At 53.7% G+C, this 22,605-nt stretch carries 20 protein-coding genes and 2 pseudogenes; 10 read left to right on the forward strand and 12 right to left on the reverse strand.

The annotated features are described in order from the left end of the window. Nucleotides 1–16: 16 nt before the first annotated feature. Nucleotides 17–481: pseudogene (locus TLL_RS06205) on the reverse strand (pyridoxal-phosphate dependent enzyme); the annotation flags it as partial. A gap of 462 nt (nt 482–943) precedes the next feature. Here TLL_RS06205 and TLL_RS06210 point away from each other — a divergent pair. After that, entirely contained in the window at nt 944–1,381 is a 438-nt protein-coding gene (locus tag TLL_RS06210; protein WP_164920834.1) for a hypothetical protein, read from the forward strand. Here TLL_RS06210 and thrC read toward each other — a convergent pair. Next, complete coding sequence (gene thrC / locus TLL_RS06215; RefSeq protein ID WP_164920835.1) at nt 1,378–2,466, reverse strand: threonine synthase; 1,089 nt, start codon at nt 2,464–2,466, stop codon at nt 1,378–1,380. The genes TLL_RS06210 and thrC overlap by 4 nt on opposite strands. 123 nt (nt 2,467–2,589) lie before the next feature. On the opposite strand from thrC, the gene TLL_RS06220 reads away from it, so the two are divergent. Then, nucleotides 2,590–3,204, forward strand: coding sequence for a histidine phosphatase family protein (locus TLL_RS06220; RefSeq protein ID WP_011057070.1), 615 nt, complete (start codon nt 2,590–2,592; stop codon nt 3,202–3,204). A gap of 87 nt (nt 3,205–3,291) precedes the next feature. Here TLL_RS06220 and TLL_RS12915 read toward each other — a convergent pair whose 3' ends face one another. The 4 genes from TLL_RS12915 to TLL_RS06240 form a co-directional block, all read right to left on the reverse strand. After that, nucleotides 3,292–3,468, reverse strand: coding sequence for a hypothetical protein (locus TLL_RS12915; RefSeq protein ID WP_011057071.1), 177 nt, complete (start codon nt 3,466–3,468; stop codon nt 3,292–3,294). A gap of 177 nt (nt 3,469–3,645) precedes the next feature. Beyond that, nucleotides 3,646–3,999, reverse strand: a complete 354-nt coding sequence (gene cas2, locus TLL_RS12920) for a CRISPR-associated endonuclease Cas2 (RefSeq protein WP_269441376.1) — start codon at nt 3,997–3,999, stop codon at nt 3,646–3,648. A gap of 99 nt (nt 4,000–4,098) precedes the next feature. Continuing rightward, a complete protein-coding gene (locus TLL_RS06235; protein WP_011057072.1) occupies nt 4,099–4,710 on the reverse strand; it encodes a hypothetical protein in 612 nt (203 codons plus the stop codon). Nucleotides 4,711–4,721: 11 nt separating this feature from the next. Next, nucleotides 4,722–6,476, reverse strand: coding sequence for an RDD family protein (locus tag TLL_RS06240; RefSeq protein ID WP_164920836.1), 1,755 nt, complete (start codon nt 6,474–6,476; stop codon nt 4,722–4,724). Nucleotides 6,477–6,693: 217 nt separating this feature from the next. Between TLL_RS06240 and TLL_RS06245 the strand changes: the two genes are divergently transcribed. From TLL_RS06245 to TLL_RS06260, 4 genes are all read left to right on the forward strand, one after another. Beyond that, entirely contained in the window at nt 6,694–7,746 is a 1,053-nt protein-coding gene (locus tag TLL_RS06245; RefSeq protein WP_164920837.1) for an adenosine deaminase, read from the forward strand. 9 nt (nt 7,747–7,755) lie between these two features. After that, nucleotides 7,756–8,346: a 3-isopropylmalate dehydratase small subunit gene (gene leuD, locus TLL_RS06250; RefSeq protein WP_011057076.1), complete on the forward strand. Its 591-nt coding sequence runs from the start codon at nt 7,756–7,758 to the stop codon at nt 8,344–8,346. Between the two features lie 376 nt (nt 8,347–8,722). Continuing rightward, entirely contained in the window at nt 8,723–9,463 is a 741-nt protein-coding gene (locus TLL_RS06255) for an FHA domain-containing protein (RefSeq protein ID WP_011057077.1), read from the forward strand. 213 nt (nt 9,464–9,676) lie between these two features. Further along, nucleotides 9,677–10,003 carry a 2Fe-2S iron-sulfur cluster-binding protein gene (locus tag TLL_RS06260; RefSeq protein WP_011057078.1) on the forward strand — a complete coding sequence of 109 codons (327 nt, stop codon included), beginning with the start codon at nt 9,677–9,679 and terminating at the stop codon, nt 10,001–10,003. Between the two features lie 100 nt (nt 10,004–10,103). On the opposite strand, the gene glmS is transcribed toward TLL_RS06260, so the two are convergent. Together glmS and TLL_RS06270 are read right to left on the reverse strand one after the other, a co-directional pair. After that, entirely contained in the window at nt 10,104–11,984 is a 1,881-nt protein-coding gene (glmS, locus tag TLL_RS06265) for a glutamine--fructose-6-phosphate transaminase (isomerizing) (protein ID WP_164921151.1), read from the reverse strand. A 52-nt stretch (nt 11,985–12,036) separates the two neighbouring features. Further along, on the reverse strand, nt 12,037–12,342 hold the full coding sequence (locus TLL_RS06270) for a hypothetical protein (protein ID WP_164920838.1): 306 nt from the start codon (nt 12,340–12,342) through the stop codon (nt 12,037–12,039). A gap of 353 nt (nt 12,343–12,695) precedes the next feature. Here TLL_RS06270 and TLL_RS06275 point away from each other — a divergent pair, with 353 nt between their 5' ends. Together TLL_RS06275 and TLL_RS06280 are read left to right on the forward strand one after the other, a co-directional pair. Then, nucleotides 12,696–14,189 carry a UDP-N-acetylmuramoyl-L-alanyl-D-glutamate--2,6-diaminopimelate ligase gene (locus TLL_RS06275; protein WP_011057081.1) on the forward strand — a complete coding sequence of 498 codons (1,494 nt, stop codon included), beginning with the start codon at nt 12,696–12,698 and terminating at the stop codon, nt 14,187–14,189. A 20-nt stretch (nt 14,190–14,209) separates the two neighbouring features. Next, nucleotides 14,210–15,703 carry a helicase C-terminal domain-containing protein gene (locus TLL_RS06280; protein ID WP_164920839.1) on the forward strand — a complete coding sequence of 498 codons (1,494 nt, stop codon included), beginning with the start codon at nt 14,210–14,212 and terminating at the stop codon, nt 15,701–15,703. On the opposite strand, the gene larE is transcribed toward TLL_RS06280, so the two are convergent. Further along, nucleotides 15,657–16,487: an ATP-dependent sacrificial sulfur transferase LarE gene (gene larE / locus TLL_RS06285; protein WP_164920840.1), complete on the reverse strand. Its 831-nt coding sequence runs from the start codon at nt 16,485–16,487 to the stop codon at nt 15,657–15,659. The two genes, TLL_RS06280 and larE, sit on opposite strands and share 47 nt — an antisense overlap. 149 nt (nt 16,488–16,636) lie before the next feature. On the opposite strand from larE, the gene psb30 reads away from it, so the two are divergent. Then, nucleotides 16,637–16,777 (forward strand): photosystem II reaction center protein Ycf12/Psb30, encoded by a 141-nt coding sequence (gene psb30 / locus TLL_RS06290; RefSeq protein WP_011057084.1) that lies wholly within the window; start codon nt 16,637–16,639, stop codon nt 16,775–16,777. 19 nt (nt 16,778–16,796) lie between these two features. Here the strand turns inward: psb30 and recJ are convergent, their stop codons facing one another. Beyond that, nucleotides 16,797–19,067, reverse strand: coding sequence for a single-stranded-DNA-specific exonuclease RecJ (gene recJ / locus TLL_RS06295; RefSeq protein WP_164921152.1), 2,271 nt, complete (start codon nt 19,065–19,067; stop codon nt 16,797–16,799). A 53-nt stretch (nt 19,068–19,120) separates the two neighbouring features. Beyond that, a protein-coding gene (locus tag TLL_RS13520) for an IS5-like element ISTel4 family transposase (protein ID WP_164920657.1) occupies nt 19,121–19,887 on the reverse strand; the annotation gives its coding sequence in 2 pieces (ribosomal slippage) (nt 19,121–19,512 and nt 19,512–19,887; 768 coding nt in all). Between the two features lie 185 nt (nt 19,888–20,072). Between TLL_RS13520 and TLL_RS06305 the strand changes: the two genes are divergently transcribed. Next, complete coding sequence (locus tag TLL_RS06305; protein WP_011057086.1) at nt 20,073–21,656, forward strand: iron uptake porin; 1,584 nt, start codon at nt 20,073–20,075, stop codon at nt 21,654–21,656. Here the strand turns inward: TLL_RS06305 and TLL_RS13525 are convergent. Then, nucleotides 21,653–22,498 (reverse strand): annotated as a pseudogene (locus TLL_RS13525) (CobW family GTP-binding protein). The gene TLL_RS06305 and the pseudogene TLL_RS13525 overlap by 4 nt on opposite strands. Nucleotides 22,499–22,605: the final 107 nt, after the last annotated feature.

Consider the following 22,605-nt stretch of genomic DNA (forward strand, 5'->3'; position numbering starts at 1 on the left):
CGGTTTGTTCTGTGGGTTCAATAGCCAGCAGACAATAGGCCTTCAGAATTTCCTCATCTGTAACGGCATTAAAAGCCCCTTGGCTGGCTTCCTTGACCGCGATCGCCCGCTGCCAGTTGGCAGGATTGCCAATACGAATCGCCGTCGCAATGGTTTCAGGATGCGTTACAATCTCACCCTTGACTAGGGGGGCGGACCCCGCCGCTTGAAAGCCCATCATCCGCGGCAGGCGATCGCAACGGTTTTGCTCACGATACTGGCAAAAGCCCATCCAGTAGGCCGTAATGTTACCGGCATTGCCCAAGCTATCCACTACCTCAAAGGCCGCTGTTTTCTGTCCTTCCAGCCGATAGGGATTGACGGAATTGACCAGGGTCACGGGGTAGGTTTCCGCCATGAGCCGGACAATTTCCAAGGCCTTATCAAAGTTGCCCTCAATGGTTTTGCTGCGGGCGCCTCGTACCTTGTGCTTGGCCAACCTATTTTGCAAGCAACGGTCCTGCCCCAGCTTGCGATGCGACTTACCACAGTATCATTCAAGAATATGATTGAGAAAGATTAGTGGTTCTAGGCTCAATCGTCTATGTCCTTGAAAAGATGATCGGCATTTATTGTCATATTTCCTTTTGCCCTCCGGGATTAACTTTTATTTGACTTTTTTGTCATTTTCGCTTAAAATTCGCTAAACTCAAACAGAGTCTAGCACAGCTGCCTATCCTGAGGCTCAGTTGGGCAAACTCAAGTGTACTCGGAGAATAACATGAACAGTCATGGGATGAACCTGCGCTGGCAATTCCTTTTAGCAACTACTGTTGCGGTAACAATTTTACCATTTTCCATCGTCCCAGCAGCAACGGCTCGTCCTGGATCTCCTTTCCCTCAGGGAATTGAGCGGGACGCAAGCAAAGTTTTTCGAGATATAGCCAAAGCGCAGTACGAAGGTATGCGAGCAAAAGCCGTTAGTAGTGCAGATGCCAGCCTTTTGACCTTGGGCGATCGCCTACTGACCTCGGCCCAGCAACTCCAGCAAAGCGGCAACTACTTCCAAGCCCGACAAACTGCCAAGGCCGCGACCCGTGTTTATGAAGCTGCTCGGAATCTTGGTGAAGCGCGCACAGGCCAAGCACTGCTTTCCAGAAGTTACTATGAAGCTCCTTTTGAGGTAATTCGTGAGCTAAAACGCACTGAGGCAGAAATGGCTTATTTCCGAGGTAACAACGCCACTGCACGCAGTCTATTCAACCAAGCTCAACAGCTGGCTCAGCCTGCTAGCTCAACGACTCCTGCTACCGCCGATATTCGCTACTTAGCCACCAATCGGGCTGCAGTTCAATTGCTGAAAGCTAGTCGCCACCTGATGCGAGCAGAGCTAGGCTTCTAAAAGCCCATCACCTTGGCCACGGTTTGTTCTGTGGGTTCAATGTGGCGGTGGAAGCGATCGCTCTCCTGCTTGAGCGCGGTTTCTGGATCCTTGAGGCCATTGCCCGTGAGCACACAAACGACCGTAGCACCACTGGGCACCTGATCGGCCAACTTCAAGAGGCCAGCCACAGAAGCGGCACTCGCCGGTTCACAGAAAATCCCTTCCTCGGAGGCCAGCAGACAATAGGCCTTCAGGATTTCCTCATCTGTAACGGCATTAAAAGCCCCTTGGCTGGCTTCCTTGACCGCGATCGCCCGCTGCCAGTTGGCAGGATTGCCAATACGAATCGCCGTCGCAATGGTTTCGGGATGCGTCACAATCTCACCCTTGACTAGGGGAGCGGACCCCGCCGCTTGAAAGCCCATCATCCGCGGCAGGCGATCGCAACGGTTTTGCTCACGATACTGGCAAAAGCCCATCCAGTAGGCCGTAATGTTACCGGCATTGCCCATAGGAATGCAGAGCCAGTCGGGGGCATTGCCCAAGCTATCCACCACCTCAAAAGCCGCTGTTTTCTGTCCCTCCAGCCGATAGGGATTGACGGAATTAACTAGGGTCACGGGGTAGGTTTCCGCCATGAGGCGGACAATTTCCAAGGCTTTATCAAAGTTGCCCTCAATGGCAATAACTTCAGCGCCATACAGAAGCGCTTGGGCGAGTTTCCCTTGGGCAACATAGCCCTCTGGCACTAGGACATAGGCGCGTAGTCCAGCTCGTCGGGCATAGGCCGCCGCAGCGGCTGAGGTATTCCCTGTGCTGGCACAAATCACCGCCTCAGCACCTGCTTCCTTGGCCTTGGAAATAGCCATGGTCATGCCCCGATCCTTGAAGCTCCCTGTGGGGTTGAGGCCGTCGTACTTGACATAAACTGAGACGTTGCGGCCAATCCGCGCTGCAATTTGAGGCACCGGAATCAATGGCGTATTCCCCTCATAGAGGGTGACCACTGGGGTGCGATCGCTCACGGGCAAAAAGTCACCGTAGGCGTGAATTAAGCCATGCCAAGCAGGACGGATAGGGGGAGCAGAGAGTGTTACAGGCACAGGTACGCAGTCAAGAAATATGAATAAATTTGAGGCTGAGGATAGAGTGCAGCCGCACAGTACAATAATTTTAGCCATCAAGGGTTACACTTGCCAATTGCCGCCCTGGGGGAAAGCAACACAATGCGTTTAATTTTGATTCGTCATGGAGAAGCTGTTGGCAATGATTCGGGCGTTATGCTTGGACGGCAAGATGTGCCCCTCACAGAACGGGGACGGCAGCAAGCCCTTGCCCTGCGGGAAAAACTCCCCCGGCCGAATGCCATTTACACCAGTCCGCTGCAACGCTGCCACGATACGGCTACGCTGATGAATCCCTGTCCCGACTTAAAAATTCAAGAGCTAGCGGAGTTGATTGAAATTGATCAGGGAATTTTTACAGGACTGACATGGGCACAGGCCCAGTCACAACATCCTGACCTCTGTGAAGAACTGGAAGAGAGCGATTACCTGATTCCAGTCCCCGAAGCCGAGTCAATGGCCATGGCTTGGCAGCGGGCAAAACAGGCTTGGAAACAACTCCGACGTCACAGTGATGAGGACTGCGTTTGGTGTATTAGTCATGGCGGTTTTTTGCAGTGCCTTATTAGTGTTGTGCTGGGGAGCGATCGCCTCTGGGGGATGGAGATTCCCCCCGCTGCTTGGTTCGACTTCTCAGTACGGGTGGATTTAGATGGACGCTTCGAAGCAGAAAATACCCGCTGGTGGCGTATTCATGCCTTCAATCAGTTCCCCTAGCCATCCAGCGGCATTGGGTTGTCAACAAACTGCCCTTGGCGCAACTAGGGTAAGAATCCGCAAGCAACGGCACACTGAGACCCTCCGCTAAGGAATCGTTACCCAGCATGCTGCTTCAAATTCATCAACTAAACGAAAGCGTTCAAATGTTCCTTGGCTACTTTGGCGATCAATCCAGATGGGGAGGCTAATCAGACCGCGATTGTCCTTAATGAGCCGGCGGATCGAGCCGTCGCTGTCACGATAGAGGCGTATGCCATTCACCAGTGCCCAGGATTCTCCTAGACTGAGCCCCCCAAGCGAGTGATTTGAGCGGGGGTGGAAAGGGCGATCGCCACCCGGTCAGCAAGCTTCACTCTCCCCAGTGCCTCACTGGAATCAATCCGAACAACTGCTTTCAAATCTGTGAGCCGTTCGTAGGAATTGGGTTTTGAGAACTTGCTAGTCGAAGCAGTTTTCAAGTGCTCTTTGCTGAACTATGATGCCAAGGGCTAACTTTACTCCCCGATGTTTGTCCATCTTAACTTCCCCTACAAGGGATAGGAGAAGTCCATAAACTGTGGATGGCGGTGGGTAGCGATAGGTTTCTTTATAATTCTGCTGCGACACTGGCCATGCTCCTGAACGGTTGCAAACACGGACACGCTCTATGCATTGGTTGCACAGTCCTATGATGAGGAGATCATCTTCCTCAGTTAGGACTTTTTCGAGCTGCCAGTGTAGCTTTTGCCGCTCCCGAGGTGTAAGACGACAGCCAAAAATTGAGAACTTCAATCGTTCACCGTAACCCTCTATAGAGGCAGAGCGTCATTCGTTGAAGATGCAAGTTCAATAACACAGGCAAAGAGACACAATCCCTTGGCGTTCTTCTAGGGTTAGGGGCTGCAACACTCTCTAACGATTGTTCCGCCACTGAAAGCTGCGTTTCCATGCGGGCGATCGCGGGGGCAATTCCTGCAACGAGGCTGTTACATGGTTAAACACCTCCTCCATTACCGGCAGGGGCACTTGATCCTCGGCCTCCAAAAGAAGCGCCAGCCGCCGTCCCCCCTGTAGCTGTATGAAGTACACCTCCTGGTGAATCGGTCGTGGCACTGGCAAATAGCGCACTTCACCGCGCAGGCGCCGTCCCAAAATGCGTCGCTCAACGGGTGCGGATGGGGTGGTGGGGGAGCCCCCCAGTTGGGTAAAGCGTAGCCAATTGCGCAACTCCTGATCCGAGAGACCCCCCAGTACGTCATCTATTTTGGGTAGGCCAATGAGGCTCACCATTAACTCGTGCTCCCCGGGTACAGCATTGGCGGGATAAACCACAGTAACGCCATTCTCACCAAAAGCGGTGGGTGGCGAAAATGGAAGGGGTGTTTCAAAGGATAGCCCCAGCAGTTGATAGCGTTGGGACCCAGGGGCAACTGCCTCAATTGTCGGTTCACTTGCCTGCCCCATGAGCAGGGGAAACGCCCCCAAAAGGGTCAGACTACAACCAAGGATCAGCAGCAAACGCATAGACTCTCACACTAGGGAGATGATTGATGTCGTTGACGATAGGCAATGTATAGACCCTCTAGGAAGTCTTCGGCGCTCAGGGAGGGCCAGTGGGCGGGACAGGTGGGCAGCAACAGGGGTTCTAATTGTTGGCGCAGCTCTTGAGCCGCTTGATAACGACCCACAGGACTCAGGCGATCGCGACTGTTGAGGTAGTTCCGGACGAGAAGATAGTGTTCTGGGGTCATCTGTTCCCAATGAGCGAGCGATCGCAACTCCTGCACCCAAGCCGCCTCTGGTTGCCGAAGGGTTGTCCCTGGGGGTGCCAACCGCGTCGCCTGTTCATCTTGAATCACCAAGGTACCCGCTACCCTATCTCCTAGGCGTTTTTCTGATTGAGATAACGTCACCAGGAATGCCCCTATACCCAAAAAAGCAAAATCAATGGATTGCAGCAAACTGCGCAGCGTTGCCTCCCGCAAACCAATGGGGCGGCCATTATCCTGAACAACGCGAATTTCTGCGTATCGCTTGCCGGGGGTTTGTCCCTGCCAATAGGTTTCAAAGAAAATGTAATAGCCGTTGTAGAGAGCAAAGATCACCAATAGGTAAATGCCCAAACTCCAAGCTTGAATACTCTGACCACTGGCGGGTAGCACCTCAATCAGCCACGGGTAAAGCCCATAAAAATAGATATACCCTGCTGCCAGGGAAAAGAGGACAAGGGCAGTGTAGAGAATCACCTGATCAATGAGCCAAGCGAGAACACGGCTGCCGATTCCCCCGAGGGCAAAGTCCAATTCAATACTTTCGGGTGTGCGTAATGTAACCCGCCGCAACCAACGCAAGGGGTTGACCACTTCGGGCCGCACTTGAAACGCTGCTCCTTCATTGCGTACCCGCAGATCCCAGTAGAGAACTGCCTTGATCCCTTGCCACAGGGGCAGGAGCAAAACCCCTACGAAGAGGCCAGCAACGGGAATAATCACCACACTATTGATCACACTGCCCAGGAGATTGGCGGGAATGGTTGCGAGGGAAGCAACAAAAAACACCGTTAGAGTATGCCATACCTGTCCCTGCGTCAGTTGCCAACTGCGCCGAATGGATTTGAGGGGCGTACAGGCCGGTTCAAGAGCCAAGACCACATCAACGAGGGAAAGCCGCGCCATAACGTAGCTAATCACCAACAGCGCAAGGAGCACGAGCAACAGGATGCCGAGGAGAAAACTTAAAAAGAAGAGACCTCTTGCGGGTTCAGTTTGGATATTCTGCTCCAGCAATTGCACTAAAGGTGCTCCCAGCAAATAAAGTAGGTAGCCGATCGCCCCCAAGACCCCATAAACGAAAAGCAAAATAAAGCTGACCATCAGAGTGGCCAGCAGATAATTCCACATCTTGGGAAAAATGCAGCGGCGGGCTTCCGATTCCGATTCCTCAAGGGCAGTGAGAGCAGCATAGATACGGCGAGAAAGCAGGGCACCACTGGCCATCAGCCGTGTCCAACCAAAGAGATAAAAAGGCAAAGCGACAAGGATACCAATCCCTGCAAGCAAGAAAAACAGGGCAACATTATTGACTCCTCCAGCGAGAATCCCGCCAACAATCAGGGCCACAGCGACAATCAACATGGCCGCAATGGTGAGCAGCAAAAACCACCCATGGGCAAAAAGGCTCAAAAGAAAATAGCGGTTGCCCTGATGACGGTACAGTTCCAAAGCAATCGTGACCACATTGCCACTAGAGAGAGAATGGGGAAGCCGTCCTCGCTGCTGAAAAGGCCACATTCGCGATACCCAACCCATTGGAGATCGAGATGATCCTAACGTTTGTGCCTATCGGTCCCCGCGCCACCTTTGTAAAATTTGTTAACATTAGAACAATTTAATCCTTTTTTTTGGTTCATCGCCGTTTTTCTTCTGTTTTTGATGGCTGAGGTGTGGGCATTGACCCCTCTGGCCAGCTGAGATATGGGTTGCGTTTTGGCCAGTTCAAGGAGCACGTATGGCACTGTACGCAGAACTACATCGACATTTGGGTGGGTCAGTGGTACCGCGGATCCTTTGGCGGTATTTTCAGCGGAACGATCGCTCCCTAGCGGAGCGCTTTCCCGACTATGAGGAATTTGAAGCCTTTTATACTCGCCCCCGCCAATCCCTTGAAGAATACCTCGAACTCCACACCCTAGTGGAGAGTGTGCAAACGCCGCAAACCTTACCCTATTTCATTTTCCGTTTGATTCGCGGCGCCTATATTTTTGAAAATTTGGCCTACTTGGAGTTGCGCTATACCCCCTACCTGCGCACGGATCCGCAGCGATCCCAGAGCGATCGCATTGAGCAGATGGCAGACATTGTCAAAACCGTGGGTCTAGCTTGCCAAGTGCCCGAGTACCCGATTGTCACGAGCCAAATTCTCTGCATGCACACACGGCTACCCTACACTGTCAACCGTGCCATCGTTGATCTGGCGGCAAGTTTTCCTGAGTTTGTCTGTGGCATTGACTTGGCTGGGGGCGATAGTGTCTATGGCGATCGCCTGAGGGAATTTATTGACCTCTATGCCTATGCCCGCGATCGCGGCCTGAAAACCACGGGTCACCTCTACGAAACAGTGAATGGCTGCTATCCCGAATTGCTGCCCTACCTGCAACGCATTGGCCATGGCATTCAAATTCCGCTGCGCTACCCAGAGCTGCTCAAAGACGTCGCTGCAGCGGGTCAATGCCTTGAAGTGTGCCCCACCACCTATTTTCAAACGGGTACCCTTGAGAGCTACGAACAGTTGCGGCTGATTTTTGAACGCTGCTTTGAGGCAGGGGTGGATGTGGCCATTTGTACCGATAATGCCGGTCTGCATAATGTGCGGCTGCCCTTTGAGTACGAAAACTTGCTGACCTATGACATCCTGAACTTCAAGGAATTGCAAGCCTGTCAGGAAGCGGCTTTTCGCCATGCCTTTGCTTGGCCCCATCCTCAACCGCCGACCCTGCTCCTGAGTAACCTGCTTCAGAGCAATTCAGCTCAAACTGCCCTTGCCGGCTGCGGTATCCAGTAAGATAGGCTTATGAGCAAGATTGAACGCATTACAGGTCGCGGCCTGCCCCTGCGGGGCAACGATATTGATACTGATCGCATTATTCCAGCGCGGTTTCTCCGCTGCGTGACCTTTGATGGCCTCGGAGAGCACGTTTTTGCTGACGATCGCCAGTCGGGGCAGCACCCCTTTGACCTGCCTCAATACCAAGGGGCAAAGATTTTGGTGGTGAATGCCAACTTTGGTTGTGGCTCAAGTCGTGAGCACGCCCCCCAAGCGATCGCCCGTTGGGGCATTCAAGCAATTGTTGGCGAAAGCTTTGCTGAAATTTTTGCGGGGAACTGCTTAGCGATGGGGGTTCCCTGTCTGACAGCAGCCCCAGAACAGGTACAGGCGCTGCAAAGGCTCTTAGAGAACCAGCCCAGTACAGAACTGACCCTAGACCTGCAGACCCTGACCCTGAGGGCGGGGGATCAAGTGATTCCCCTAACCATGGCGGAAAGTAGCCGGCAAATGCTCATTTCTGGTCAATGGGATGCCTGTGGTCAGCTGTTGGCCCATCGTGACAAAATTCACGAAGTAGCAGCGCGACTACCCTATGTGCAGTGGGCTATTCGGTGATATACCCCCGACCACGCTTATGCTGACAGGCTAATCCATTGATACATTTCCATTGATACATTTGATACATTAGAGTCCGGCCTTCTCATTGACTCCTCATCAGGCGTTTCCTCAGCTTTGAGGGGGGATGCCCCACTGCTGATATTGACTGCCCCATGGGAAATTTAGCTAAAAACCCTCTTAAATGTGATCAATGTCACAGCAACCCCAGGCGAAACCGGCAAAGGTAGAAGTAAGCACACAATCTAGACCACCTGTAGAAGTGTCACGTTTTGTAAGGGTGTTTCTGCCCTAACTGAAGCTGAAGGCGGAAAATATTGAGATTTGCAGAGGGGATGATTTCTTGAGGGCTATTGAGACACAGGGGAAAGATAAAATGAGCGGCGGGCAACAGGAACGTCATGTCTTGATTTTGAATACGGTCGGTGGACGGCGGGCGATCGCCCTTGAGGCAGCGGCCTACTCCCTTGGGCGGGATGAGAGTAATGCCATTGTTATTGATTTTGAAACGGTTTCCCGCCAGCACGCTATTCTCCTGCGGGTACCTGTCCCCGGCACCACCAGCTATCGCTATCGCTTGGTGGATGGCAATGCCAATGGTAAACCCAGTACCAACGGCACTTTTGTCAATGGCAAGCGCATTAGCAGCCATGAATTGCAACATGGCGATGTCATTCTCTTTGGCCGTAAAGCCAAGGCCTCCTATCTCCTGCTCTCCATGGCGGATACGGAGTTTAGCCAATATCTGCAATCCATTGCTTTCCAAAGCATTAAATCCGATCTGCGGGGTGCCAAGGAAACCCTGGTGGGCATGGAGCTCAGTGGCGAACTGCGGCGAACCCCCAACCGTGAATTAGTGGCAGCCGGAGCCACTCAGTTACACCCTGAACTTGAACCAGCAAAAGATACGTTGTCTAGTGAGAGCGACAGCGAGCCAAAGGGGAACAACAAAGAAACTCTCCATGAAAAAGAAAGCCAGGGCTCAAAAACCAACCTCGTGGCTTTAGGGGCGATCGCCCTTGTGGTTGTTGCCATTATCGCAGGGGCCGTCTGGAGAGCGGGCTTCTCCGCCAACCCACCCCAGGGATCACCACCTGCCACCCCCACCCGCAACTAGCTTAACCCAGATCCTATATCGGTTTGATAAATAGTTTCAAAGTATAAACAATCCCCTATAACAGTCGCTCCCCTGAGTCCCTTTGCTAAAATAAAACCAATTATGGAATGCGTTCTACAACTACCGGTGGAGTTGCACTTGAGCTAAAATCATGAGTGAAGCAAAGAAACATAAAAGCATTTCAAAAGCAAGCAACTTTATAGGAGAACCTAAATGACAAAGCGAGATCACAACAAGGTCTATAATGTCACTTTGGTCAATGAAGAAAGAGGCCTAAATAAAACTATTCGTGTTCATGCCGACGAGTACATTCTCGATGCTGCTGAAGCCCAGGGTATTCCTCTGCCCTACTCCTGCCGTGCTGGCGCCTGCGTCAACTGCGCTGGCCGCATCATCAAAGGTACTGTGGACCAGTCAGATCACTCCTTTTTGAAACCTAAGGAGCTGGATGCTGGCTTTGTGCTGCTGTGTGCAGCCTATCCCACATCGGATTGCGTCATCTCAACCCACGAAGAAGACAATTTGCTGAACTTAGCTTAGCATTTGTGTCAACGTCGTTGTTGAGGAGTGTCCGCAATTCAGTTTTATAGCCTCCCTTCCCTCCTAGGGAAGCTGATATGATTAATAATTCCTGAAAAAGTTACTCAACAGTTACTGACTTAGCAAGGTTGCGGGGTTGATCAACATCTAGACCACGGCGGGCAGCAATGTGATAGGCCAACAGTTGCAGAGGGATCACCGTCAAGATCGGGGAGAGAAGCTCATCAACCTCAGGCACGGGTAAGAGATTGTCAAAGGTGTGCTGGGCTTCGGCCTCGTCAAGGGGGGTTACACCAATGAGGCGGGCATCACGGGCTCGGGCTTCTTGGGCATTGGAGAGGACTTTTTCAAAGACACTGCCGGGCATGGCGATCGTGACCACTGGGACTTTGGCATCCAGGAGAGCGATCGGGCCATGTTTCATCTCGCCCGCAGGATACCCCTCGGCATGGATATAGCTAATTTCTTTGAGTTTAAGGGCGCCTTCAAGGGCAATGGGAAAATTGATCCCGCGTCCCAAAAAGATAAAGTCTTGGGTTTCCCAGAAGTCATGGGAGAGAGCTTCAATATAGCGCTCTTGGCTCTCTAAAATTTGCTCCATCTGGGCGGGCAATTGCCGCAACCCAGTCACCAGTTCCGCTAACCGGGAGCGATCGCAAGACTGCCGCTGCCATGACAATTCGAGGGTCAGCAGATAGAAGGCCATCAACTGGGCAACAAATGTCTTTGTGGCCGCTACACCAATTTCAATGCCGGCCCGGGTATCAATAATGTGGGGCACCAGATGCCCAAGACTACTTTCGGGTCGATTGGTAATCCCTAGCAAACGAGGTTGGAGAGCACCATCAAGTCCTTGGCGACGTTTGAGCTCCATCTCTAGGGCTGCAAGGGTGTCTGCTGTTTCCCCAGACTGGGTGACACCAATGGTGAGGGTATGGGGTAGCAGGGGCGGCGGCGCATAGCGAAACTCTGAGGCATATTGCACACTGGTGGGAATCTGAGCCACCTGCTCAAGCAGATATTTGCCTACAAGGCCGGCGTGCCAACTGGTTCCACAGGCAACAATTTGAATGTGCTGTAGATTATCCAGCAGACTGGGAGGGAGATTTAATTGCACAGGACTAAAGGGACTGGCCACCTCCCAATCAGCTCGTAAATAGTTCTCCAAACAGGCGCGTACCACCCCCGGTTGCTCATAGATTTCCTTGAGCATGTAGTGCTTAAAGCCCTGCTTTTCAACCATAACAGGGTTCCAGTTGAGGGTACGGGGGGTTTTGCGTAGGCGATGTCCCTCAAAGTCGTAGACCTCAACCCCTGTGGGCGTCAGCCGAGCTAGTTCACCATTTTCCAACGGCAACACAGCACGGGTATAGGGAATGATCGCTGGGGTATCCGAGGCACAGAAAAATTCCCCTTGGCCAAAACCAATCACCAGGGGGGCCTGTTGCCGTGCCACGATCAATTCATCGGGATAGTCTGCACAGATAACGGCGATCGCAAATGCGCCTTCCAATTGATGCACGGCTTGGCGCACCGCTTCTAGGAGGCCATTGGCGGTGGGGGTCTCAGGCAATAATTCAGCAATCAGGTGGGGGATGACTTCTGTATCTGTTTCCGAGCGGAAAATGTGCCCCCGCGCCTGTAGTTGGTCCCGCAGTTCCCGATAGTTTTCAATGATGCCATTTTGCACCACGGCTAGGCGATCGCGACTGTCGCGATGGGGGTGGGCATTGTACTCCTCTGGTTTACCGTGGGTTGCCCAACGGGTGTGGCCAATACCAACATGGGCAACAATGTCCAGCTGTTCAACCTTCTCCACTAAGTTCTGGAGTTTGCCCTTGGCGCGCACACAGAGGAGTTCGCCCTCATTGAGTGTGGCAATGCCAGCGGAATCATACCCTCGATATTCCAGTTTTTGCAGCCCCTGAAGTAGGATTTGCGCTGCTCCCTGGGGGCCAATATAACCAACAATGCCACACATAGCTTTGTAGACCTCGTCATCTAAGATAAACACTAAGATAAACAGGGGTACCCTAACGACGGCTGGCAAACTGGGGCAGTTCCACCTGTGGTTGTTTCAGGGGAGGTCGGGAACGGGTAGCAAAGCGTTCTTTGGTGAATTCGGCTTGCCAAGGTTGAATACCAATCGGTTGAATTGAACGCCGCTGGGAAACTGCTGACACAGTGATCCTCTCTAAGGGGTTTGAGGGGGTTCTGGAGGGAACCTCAACTGGCTGAATTGTCCTTTGCCAAGAGGTTTCAATCTGGCGGCGAGAATTGGCGATCGCTTGCCATTCTTGATCATTAATGTTCCACTCTACGTTCTGCCACTCACTCATCACCCAACACCCACACCTTGATGACATGTTGTTATTCGGATTTTTATGAACTAGATTATCGGAATTTTAACAAAAGGCAAGCTTTGGACAAAAATTGTCACAGGATGCCAGAGAGACAGCCTGTAACTCCCGTCAGCTGCTGTGTTGAGCAATTACGCCAATCTCTCAGCGTCCATGCGGTTTCAGGACAACTCAAGACACTTCACAAACTGGCCCGTGTCTTTCTAGGGGCTTGAACTCCTCTGCCAGGATTCCTCATCTGGGGAGCGGGGTCATTGGTTTTCGTATCTTTTACAGACGAGTGCCGTAGTGCCACAATACCCTAAACAGCCTATCACTGGAGATGCACAGCCATGAACCTGCGGGAACTCCTGACAGCGGCAGCAATTACACCGGGTTTTGAGCATCCTGCCCTCAATCAAGAGGTGAAGTCCCTGAGGATGAATTCTTGGGAGTGCGAGCCGGGCTCGTTGTTTATTGGTATGCCCGGCACACGGGTGGAGGGGGGCAATTTTTGGCCGAGTGCCTTGGCGGCAGGGGCGATCGCCGCGGTGGTGTCTCCCCAAGCTAAACCCCGTGAGGGAGAGGCCTGTGTAATTGTGGTGCCCGATATTGAGCGTGCCTGTGGCCGGCTGGCGGCGGCTTTTTATAATTACCCCAGCCAACATCTCAGCCTGCTAGGGGTTACGGGTACGAACGGCAAAACAACCACCACCCATTTGGTGGAACATCTCCTCAACCGTGTGGGCTATCCCACAGCACTCTTGGGGACCCTCTACAGTCGGTGGCCGGGACACTGTGAGGTGGCTAGCCATACGACACCCTTTGCGGTGACCCTTCAGGAGCAATTGGCCGCCGCAGTGGATGCAGGCTGTCGCTTTGGGGTGATGGAGGTCAGTTCCCATGCCTTAGCGCAGGATCGGGTGTGGGGCTGTCAGTTTGAGGTGGCGGCTTTTACCAACTTGACCCAAGATCATCTAGACTATCACCGCGATTTGGAGGACTATTTTGCCGCTAAGGCCAAGCTCTTTACCGCTGACTACCTGAAGGGGCGAGCAATTCTCAATGGGGATGATCCCTTTGGCCAGCGACTGGCTCAACAATTGCCCCGCGATCGCTACTGGACCTATGGCTTAAGCAAGGATGCGGATTTTCGGGCTGAGAATCTCAACTATCGCAGCAATGGCGTCACGGGTGCGGTTCATACCCCCCTCGGTAGCGGTACCCTAGACTCGCCCTTGGTGGGACAGTTTAATGTGGCCAATGTGCTGGCAGCGATCGCTATGGGGGCAGCGGTGGGGCTACCCCTTGAGGCCATGCTCAACGCCCTGCGTGATTTTCCGGGGGTGCCGGGGCGCATGGAACAGGTGCGCCTTGACCCAGAACAGGACATTACCGTTGTTGTGGACTATGCCCACACTCCCGATAGCCTTGAGAATCTGCTGAGGGCGGCGCGTCCCTTTATTCCTGGCAAACTGATCTGTGTCTTTGGCTGTGGGGGCGATCGCGATCGCAGCAAACGTCCCCAAATGGGAGCCATTGCCGCCCGCTTGGCGGATCAGGTAGTGGTCACCTCGGACAATCCCCGCACGGAGAATCCACAGCGCATTCTCGATGACATCCTTGCCGGTATCCCACCGGAAACAGCAATGATCGTTGAGGGCGATCGCCGCCAAGCCATTCTCCAAGCCATTCTGACCGCAGCCCCCGGCGATGGTGTGATTATTGCCGGTAAGGGCCATGAGGACTACCAAATTCTCGGTACCGAAAAAGTGCACTTTGACGATCGCGAGGAAGCCCGAAACGCCCTCAAGGAGCGACTCAAACAACCACTGCAGCGGGGCTAACATGCCACAATAGGGGATTGTTGTCCCAAAGCGAGCAGATTGTGATTGAGGCAGAGGTTCACCGCCAATTACGGGCATTTTTACGCAGCAGTGGCGATCGCCGGTGGCCTCACCATCTCACCTTGGCGCGGTTAGTGGCCCGTGCCCTGCGGCTGCGGCGGGGGTGTTTACTTCAGGTGAGCCAGCGGGCGGTGTTGCAACATCGCTACGGCTTGAGTTATCTGCTGCCGCTGCTGTTGTATCCTGAGCCTGCCCTGCTAGTCGTTCCCCAGGAGCGACTGACACGACTACTGCACCAAGAAATTCCTGAACTGCTCAGCTTCCTTGCCGTCACCAAACCAATTCAGCATAGCCACTGCCCGCAGCCAGTGTTTGAGGGGGTACTTGTGATGAACCTCGAAGACTGGTGTCGCCAAGCCACCCCCTACCCCAACGTGGTCACGATCATTGATGGCATTGAAGCCTTGCCCGCAATTGCCCAGCAGCAGATGACCTGCACAATTACCACCAGCGATTGGGAGCACTTGAAATTAGCAATTCCCAGTGCCATTGGTGCCATTCGCCAAGTTTATGCCCAATTGGTGCAACACCTCTTTCAGCGGCCTCAGAATCCCTATGGTGACTATCTGCTCACCCCCACAGAACAGCAACCCCTCCTGGAGCTGCTCCATCAATGGCCGCAGTCGCTGCCTCCCCAATGGTCGCAATTGCGGCACTACCTCAACCGCGATGACACAGTCATCTGGGGACGCCGCCATCCCACGGCAGGCTACTTTACCCTCCATAGCCACCCCCTGAATTTGCGTCCCTATTTTCAGGACCTTTGGTGCCAAGCCCCCTTTGTCCTCATTGGCAGCGGACCCGATACAGACCCCCCTCTGGCCTATGTGCAGCAGGAACTAGGGATTCCGGCCCAAACGACGATTAAATTTGCCAGCGATCGCCACAGTGAAGCCATTACCCTTGCGATCGCCGAAGACTTACCCCTACCGAATACCCCCGAATTTGCCCCGGCGGTTCTGCGGCGTCTCTACGATCTCCTTGGCACGATTGGCCATCAACGGGCGGTAATCCTTGTCAGCGATGTGCCCCTGCGGGAACAGTTGGCCACCCAATTGGCGGCCCTCTACGGTTCACGGGTACAGGTGGAGACGACAACCCTTGAGACAAACACGATTTTAGTAACGGGGGAAACCTTTTGGCTGCGTCATGGGGCGCAGTTACCCTGCCCGGCTCTATTGGTTTTGACGACGTTGCCCTTCCCTTCCCCGGAAAAAGCAGTGGTGAGTGCCCGTATTGAATGGCATAAGCGACAAAAACAGGACTGGTTTCGTCAGTATCTCTTGCCCGAGTGCTTGACGGTCCTAGATCGTGCCCTTGCCCCTGTGCGTCAGGATGATACCTTGGTGGCCATTTTGGATCGGCGGCTTACGGAGCGCAGCTATGGCCGCGAAATTCTCCAGAGTCTCAGTCCCTACAACCGCGTTCGGGATCGCGCCCAATCCCCGCGTTGAGTTTGCCACTGCGAAAGCCCTCCAGATCCAAGGTGACATAGGTAAAGCCAAGGGACTGAAAGTGATTCACCAGTTTCTCAAGATCCGTCATCGTGACAAAGTCGGCAATCTGCTCTTGGGGCACCTCAATGCGAGCAGTATCGCCATGGCTGCGGACACGACAGAGTTCCCAGCCCTGCTTGCGCAGGTAGTATTCGGCATGGCCCACCCGTTGCAGCTTGGCAAGGGTAATTTCTTCTCCGTAGGGAAAGCGCGAACTGAGACAGGGTTGGGCGGGTTTATTCCACCAGGGCAGCCCTAGGGATTTGGCAATTGCTCGCACTTCTAGCTTGCTAATGCCGACTTCGGCTAGGGGCGATCGCACCCCGCGTTCTTTGGCCGCCGCAATGCCCGGACGATAGTCTTGGAGATCATCGGCATTGACGCCATCAAGAACATAGTCATAGCCCCAAGCCTGCGCCAGTTCCCGCAGGCGATCGTGGAGTTCACTTTTGCAAAAGTAGCAGCGATTCACGGGGTTGGTGGCGTAGTTGGGGTTCTCCAGTTCATGGGTTTCAATCAGTTCATGGCGAATGCCAATGGCCGCCGCTTGAATGCGCGCATCCTCTAGATCCGCTGGAAATAGGGAAGGGGACACCGCCGTGACCGCCACAGCGCGATCGCCCAAGACATCCTGAGCAACTTTGGCCACAAGGGTACTATCAATACCACCAGAGTAGGCAATCAAGGCTCGATCCAGTTCAGCAATGAGATTGCGTAAGGCCGCTAGTTTCTCCACGCCCATCACCGACCCATCTTCGGAAATTCTGCTCCTACAGTGTAGCTTAGGGATAAAAGCAGAAGCCGCAGGCGCCTGTTGCCCAGTGCTGCGAGTGCCCCCCTGCTCTAAAATAAAATCACGAACTGATAACCGCTGATTGCTTGGGAGAACCTATGGGAATTTTCAATGGCATTATTGAGTTTCTTAGCAATATCAACTTTGAAGTCATTGCCCAACTGACCATGATTGCCATGATTGGCATTGCAGGGCCGATGATTATTTTCCTGTTGGCAGTGCGTCGCGGCAATTTGTAGGCCATTTCTTTTTCAAGACTTAGGCAGTCCCCCACAGTTGTGCTAACCGTGCCAAATCCTTGGCTTGCAGTTGATACCAGCGTTGCAGTCGTGCCAGTTCTTCGGTAATGCTCAGGGTGGGGGCAAATTCTTCACAGCTATAGCCCAGATGGCGCAGGATCGCCACCAGTGTACAGGGGGCAATCCAATAGGCTTGACTCAAGGCCAAAAGATTCACTTGAGTCTCTTCTTTGGCTTTGAGCTCATTCTGAATGGAGAGGATGAGGGTGGTCAGAGGGGCGATCGCCGGTCGTTGGTATCCCACATAGACGGTTTTTGGCTGGGCAATGGCCAATAGCCAACGCAAATGGGTAGAAGAGGGTGGCAGTGACCACAGGATGAGAGTGGGACAGCGATGGCGAGGGCGATCGTAGTGAATGGCTGCGGTGGTGAGGTTGGGCGGTACCTCAGGGCGGCCATAGCCATAGAGCAAGACAGGGTCGCGCAACTGTGGCAGGAGGGTTGTCAAAGGCGGTAGGGGTTGCCAACTGGGGATTGGGTGACTCGGTGGAGCAGGAACGTACCACGCCAGTGAGGGTTTGACTCCCTTAAGTTCGAGTTCCAGCTGGGTTTCGCCATGCCAAGTGTGGGCTGTGAGGTGATAGGCAATATCTACTCGGGTTGGCAACGGCAAAAATGGTCCCCAGCGCCAAGCCTTAGCGGTCATCTGCTGCCCATTCTGCTCTAGGGTGAGTTTCAGGTGCTCCCCCTGCTGACCCATGGGCGTTTGTTCGAGGATCTTGACCCCGCGACTACAGAACATAGGCTGGGGATTCTCACTGCCAAAGGGTTGCAATTGCTCCACTTGAGTGTAAAAGTCCCAGGTCAGTTGCTCAAAGGAGATTTCGGCATCAAGGGTGACCAGAGGACGCAGATCCTCGGGTTTGAGACAGGTTTGGGCAAAGGCCCGCAGGCGATCGCGCCAAGCCGCTAAATGCTCTGCCCGTAGGCTAAACCCCCCGGCCGCTTTATGACCGCCATATTTCAAGAGCAAGTCCTTGGTTGCCTCAAGAGCCTCAAAAACATGGAATTCTGGAATACTGCGAATTGAGCCACGAATTATCGTCTCATTTTCATAGGTGCCAATAAACACAGGGACGCCGTAGCGCTCCACAAGACGGGAGGCGACAATGCCAATGACCCCATGGTGCCAATTGGGCTGGACGATCACCAAAACCCACTCCTGTTGGGGATCAAAATCCGTCTCTTCCAAGTGGGCGATCGCCTCCGCTTCAATCGCAGCACAGAGATCCTGACGGCGACGGTTGGTTGCTTCACAGAGGGCTGCCAACTCCTGAGCACGGTCTGGATCGTCCGTTGTCAACAATTCAATGACCACTTGCGGGTCACCAATCCGGCCAATGGCATTGATCCGCGGTCCGAGACGAAATCCAACGGCCGTGGGTTTTAGGGAGGCGTCCTGCTCAGGTAAACAGCCTGCCACTTGCATCAGTGCCTGGACACCCACCAGAGAAGAGGTGGGAAGGGTTTGCAATCCCTGCTTGACCCAGCGGCGATTCACCCCCGTCAAGGGAGCCAGATCGGCAATGGTGCCAAGGGTACACAGCTCCCGCAAAGGCCGCACCAGTGGCCGCCAGTTTCCCAATCGCTGCGCCAGGGACACAGCAAGGATATAGGCCATCCCCACCCCCGCCAGGGTATGGTAAGGAGAGGTCGGGGGGACGAGTTTTGGATTGAGAATGGCATGGGCAGGGGGCAGTTGCGGCGGTACATCGTGGTGATCCGTCACAATGACCGTCAGTCCCAGTTCCCGCGCCTTGAGAATAGGGTGGAGGGCAGCAATGCCGTTGTCCACGGTGAGAATCAGTTTGACGCCCCGGTCGTAGCACTCCTGGACAATCCGCTCATTGATGCCATAGCCTTCGTGCATGCGCGAGGGAATTTCATAGTCAATGTCTGCTCCCAGATGGCGCAGGGCACGCAACAGAAGGGCGGTACTCGTCATGCCATCGGCATCGTAATCGCCACAAATGGTCATCTTGTCACCGCGGGCGATCGCCCGTTGCAGCAATTCCACTGCTAAATCAAGGTCAGGAAAGACGGCGTTGGGAGGCGGTAGCTCTAGGGTTTCCGGTTCGAGAAACGCCCGTACCGCTGTAGGGGTCGTGAGACCTCGCCGCAAATAAATTTCCGCTAGCGATGGGTGGCAACCCAGCGCCCGCCTTAAGGCGTCATGACACTCAGGATCAATCGGTGGCAAGAGCCAACGTTGCTGGGGAAGAACACCCATGATGCGGAGGGGGGAGATAGGCAAAGGGACAACCCCAATGCTAGATACTGTCGTCACGAGATTGATGCCCAAATGGCGATACAACGGATGTGCACAGCAGCAAGGAAAGAAGCCGTATTTTTGGCGTATCGCGTGGCAATACCTCGCCAACGCTTGAGATGCAAAAAAGCATTCTCAACCAGATGACGAAGCCGATACAACTGCTTGTCGCATTCACGTCGCTGTCTGCGATGTCTGCGCGAAGGGATGACAGGCTGCATCCCATGCTCTTTGGCTTGGGCGATGAGGGCATCACTGTCGTAGCCTTTGTCCGCCAACAGGTACTTTGCATCGATTCCTTCGATCAAGGTTGCAGCTTGGCGACAATCCGCAGTGGTACCTGCTGTGATAACCATTCGCAGCGGCATACCATGCGCATCCACGGCCAGATGTATCTTGGTATTGAGCCCCCTTTTGTACGGCCCATGTCTTGGTTGCCGCCTTTGGCCCCTGTGGCATGAGGGTGGACTTTGACATGAGTAGCATCGATGATCAACCATTCGTAATCGGGCTCGTCGATCAACTGCTCAAGGACCTTTTCCCACACGCCTTTGTCTCGCCAGCGGCAGAACCTTCGATGCACGTTCTTCCAATCTCCGTACTCCGGGGGTAAATCCCGCCAAGGGGCGCCGGTGCGCAGTATCCAGAACACCGCATTGATGAACTGCCGGTTGTCTTTCGCCACACCCCCCCAGCTCCCTCGGCGTCCAGGTAGATGCGGTTCCAACCGCTCCCAAACCCGGTCGGAAATATCGTGGCGACGGTAGTCAGGTGTCCTCATGGCACGGTCCTATAATACAGTCCAGACACACGCTCAGTATCTCATAAACTCGTGACGGCACTATCTAACGTGAGCATGGTTTTGGTTGACCCCCCTGAAAAAGTAGAATGATAATCATTACAATTCTTATCTAGCCTTGGTGGATTCCCCAGGCAGTCTTTTGGTGTGAGGCTAGGAGGGCAGTTATGGAACAATCTTTAAGAGCGGTCATTGTGGGAGCCCTTGGCATTAACGTTTTTCTCCTGAATTCAGCAGTTTTTGCTCAGACGCTGAATCCTGTGCGGGCAAGTGACAGTCTGGGACAGGTAACCTCTGTCTCGCAGCTTGCGGATGTGCGCCCCACCGATTGGGCCTACCAAGCCCTTGCTTCCTTAGTGGAAAAATATGGCTGCATTGCCGGCTATCCGGATGGCACGTTTCGGGGTCATCGTGCCCTGACACGGTTTGAAATGGCGGCGGCTTTGAATGCTTGCCTCGATGTGGTGAGCGATCGCTTTGCCACCAAGGAAGATTTAGCTACCTTGCAACGACTTTCTGAGGAATTTGCCGCTGAACTGGCCACCCTGCGCGGACGAGTGGATAATCTTGAAGCCCGCACTGCCGCCCTCGAAGCCACCCAATTTTCGACCACCACCCAGCTCTCGGTGGATGCCGTGATGGCCGTTCAAGCAGGGGGCAACACGGGCCAAGTCACTAGTTACGACCCTAATATCGGTGCTCCTGTGACGTTCCCAGGGGGTAATTTTAATCCCACAGTACTGAGTCGCGTTGAGATCAATCTCAACACCAGCTTTCGGGGCAGCGATCAACTGATCACCACCCTACAAATGGGCAACAATGGCCTCGACACCATTGGCGGTAGTTTGGTGAATGGAGGAATCTTTAATGCCGGTGCTGTGGACTATGGGGATGTGCCCATCGCCGTTAACCTGTACCGGCTCTACTACAGCTTTCAGCCTCTCAAGGACTTAACCCTAGGATTTGGCGCGCAGTTTTACCCCAGTGACCTAATTGACACCAACAGCTATGCCAATGACTCGTTTCAGGATTTTAGTTCTGGGTTCTTTATTAACAACCCTCTAATTGTGCCCCAAGCAGTGCATGGCCCTGGCGGCGCTGGGGTCACACTGGTGTGGAATCCGCAACAAGGTCCCTTTACTCTGCGGGCACTCTACGTTGCAGCCCAGGCGAATCAGCCGATCCCAGCTCTGGGCGGTGGCGCCTTTGGCGATCCTTTTCAGGCCAGTTTAGAACTGGAATACGCTCGCCCCTTCGGCAGCAATGAGCAAAATAACTTTGCAGTACGGCTGCAGTATACCCACTCCGGAACTCAACGCCTGGTTCAAAATGCCGGTGGCCTGAACACGGAGCTGACCTTGGGCAAATTCGGTCTCTTTGGTCGCTATGGCATTTCTGGGGCGGAGTTTCGCGCCGGCTTTAACCTCAATGATCTAGGAGCTTTCCAAGTGATCACAGGCCTGCCCCAACAAACAATCCTGCACACCTGGATGGCGGGGGTGGCCTATCGGGATTTGCTTGCGGAAGGGTCTCTGTTGGCAGCAGCAGTGGGTCAGCCTTTTCTCAATTCCCTCGGGTCTGCTGTGGGCATCAATGATGGCACCCAAACCAACTACGAACTCTTTTTCCGCATTCCCATCAGCGATAACATTGCGGTGACTCCTGTCCTGATGGCGATTACAGAGGCCAATAACGTGCGCGGCAATAGTCCCATCCTACAAGGTTTGATCCGCACGACGTTTAGCTTCTAAACAAAACATGCCCTAAAGGCTTGGCGCAGTTGGCTCTCATCAAGGTTGCGGCCAATGAAGATGAGTTCATTGCGCTGGTGGTCAAGGGGGCGATCGAGGGCACGACCCTCAAAGAGCATCTACACCCCCTGAAAGACAAAGGGCGGGGGCTGCTCCGCCAGATGTACCATCCCCTTCATAGGGAAATATCGGGGCCTTGGGTTTGCAGCAACTGGGTCAGCCACCTGTGCAGCTTGGCACCATCCAATTTGCCCGCAGCAACAATGGCCACAGAACCAACGGCTTTATCGTGTTATGGTGATTCTCCCCAGGAAGTCGGGCTCGAGTTGGAGGGCACGCTCAAGGTCAAAGCGCCCAAATCCAGGATGCGCTCCATAGGTACGGCAGCCGCCTGAGTACCATACCCCTTGGCCAAGGGGTTCATGGCATGGATGCGATCGCGCAACTGGCTGAGGTCTGCTCCCCTCCCCAAGTCCGTTTTATTGAGCAAAATCATATCGGTAAAATCCATGAAGAAGGTTTGAATCACGGGCGCAGGATCTGCCAGCCCCGTCGTTTCAATGACCAGGTGATCAAACTGGTGCTGCCGTTCATCAGGTTGCCAATCATGGGAATCAAGTCACTGCGCCCGGTACAGCAAATGCAGCCACTATTCATCTCGAAAATTTCTGGATCGGTATTGACCACCAATTGAGGATCAATTTGATGATCAATGCCCACTTCGCCAACCTCATTGACAATCACAGCAACCTTCTGACCGTATTCGTGGCTGAGCATGGGATTGAGGAGTGTGGTTTTACCGGCGCCAAGTAGCCAGTGAGCACTGCAACGGGAACGGTCATAGGAGCTAGGGAGAGTCAGAGACTCTTTGAGTCTATCAAATAGAGCTACAGTTGTTGTGAGATGGGCTGTAGGATAAAAAAATGCACAACTACGGAAAGTTTCAAGT

Origin of the sequence: Thermosynechococcus vestitus BP-1 (assembly GCF_000011345.1) — a bacterium.
Classification (GTDB): Bacteria; Cyanobacteriota; Cyanobacteriia; order Thermosynechococcales; family Thermosynechococcaceae; genus Thermosynechococcus; species Thermosynechococcus vestitus.

Bases quoted from the DNA above. Each gene is read 5' to 3' on its own strand.
- TLL_RS06210 (WP_164920834.1), top strand. From the start codon at position 944: ATGCGAGCAAAAGCCGTTAGTAGTGCAGATGCCAGCCTTTTGACCTTG.
- TLL_RS06220 (WP_011057070.1), top strand. From the start codon at position 2,590: ATGCGTTTAATTTTGATTCGTCATGGAGAAGCTGTTGGCAATGATTCG.
- TLL_RS06235 (WP_011057072.1), bottom strand. From the start codon at position 4,710: ATGCGTTTGCTGCTGATCCTTGGTTGTAGTCTGACCCTTTTGGGGGCG.
- TLL_RS06240 (WP_164920836.1), bottom strand. From the start codon at position 6,476: ATGTGGCCTTTTCAGCAGCGAGGACGGCTTCCCCATTCTCTCTCTAGT.
- TLL_RS06245 (WP_164920837.1), top strand. From the start codon at position 6,694: ATGGCACTGTACGCAGAACTACATCGACATTTGGGTGGGTCAGTGGTA.
- leuD (WP_011057076.1), top strand. From the start codon at position 7,756: ATGAGCAAGATTGAACGCATTACAGGTCGCGGCCTGCCCCTGCGGGGC.
- TLL_RS06255 (WP_011057077.1), top strand. From the start codon at position 8,723: ATGAGCGGCGGGCAACAGGAACGTCATGTCTTGATTTTGAATACGGTC.
- TLL_RS06260 (WP_011057078.1), top strand. From the start codon at position 9,677: ATGACAAAGCGAGATCACAACAAGGTCTATAATGTCACTTTGGTCAAT.
- glmS (WP_164921151.1), bottom strand. From the start codon at position 11,984: ATGTGTGGCATTGTTGGTTATATTGGCCCCCAGGGAGCAGCGCAAATC.
- TLL_RS06270 (WP_164920838.1), bottom strand. From the start codon at position 12,342: ATGAGTGAGTGGCAGAACGTAGAGTGGAACATTAATGATCAAGAATGG.
- TLL_RS06275 (WP_011057081.1), top strand. From the start codon at position 12,696: ATGAACCTGCGGGAACTCCTGACAGCGGCAGCAATTACACCGGGTTTT.
- larE (WP_164920840.1), bottom strand. From the start codon at position 16,487: ATGGGCGTGGAGAAACTAGCGGCCTTACGCAATCTCATTGCTGAACTG.
- psb30 (WP_011057084.1), top strand. From the start codon at position 16,637: ATGGGAATTTTCAATGGCATTATTGAGTTTCTTAGCAATATCAACTTT.
- recJ (WP_164921152.1), bottom strand. From the start codon at position 19,067: ATGGGTGTTCTTCCCCAGCAACGTTGGCTCTTGCCACCGATTGATCCT.
- TLL_RS06305 (WP_011057086.1), top strand. From the start codon at position 20,073: ATGGAACAATCTTTAAGAGCGGTCATTGTGGGAGCCCTTGGCATTAAC.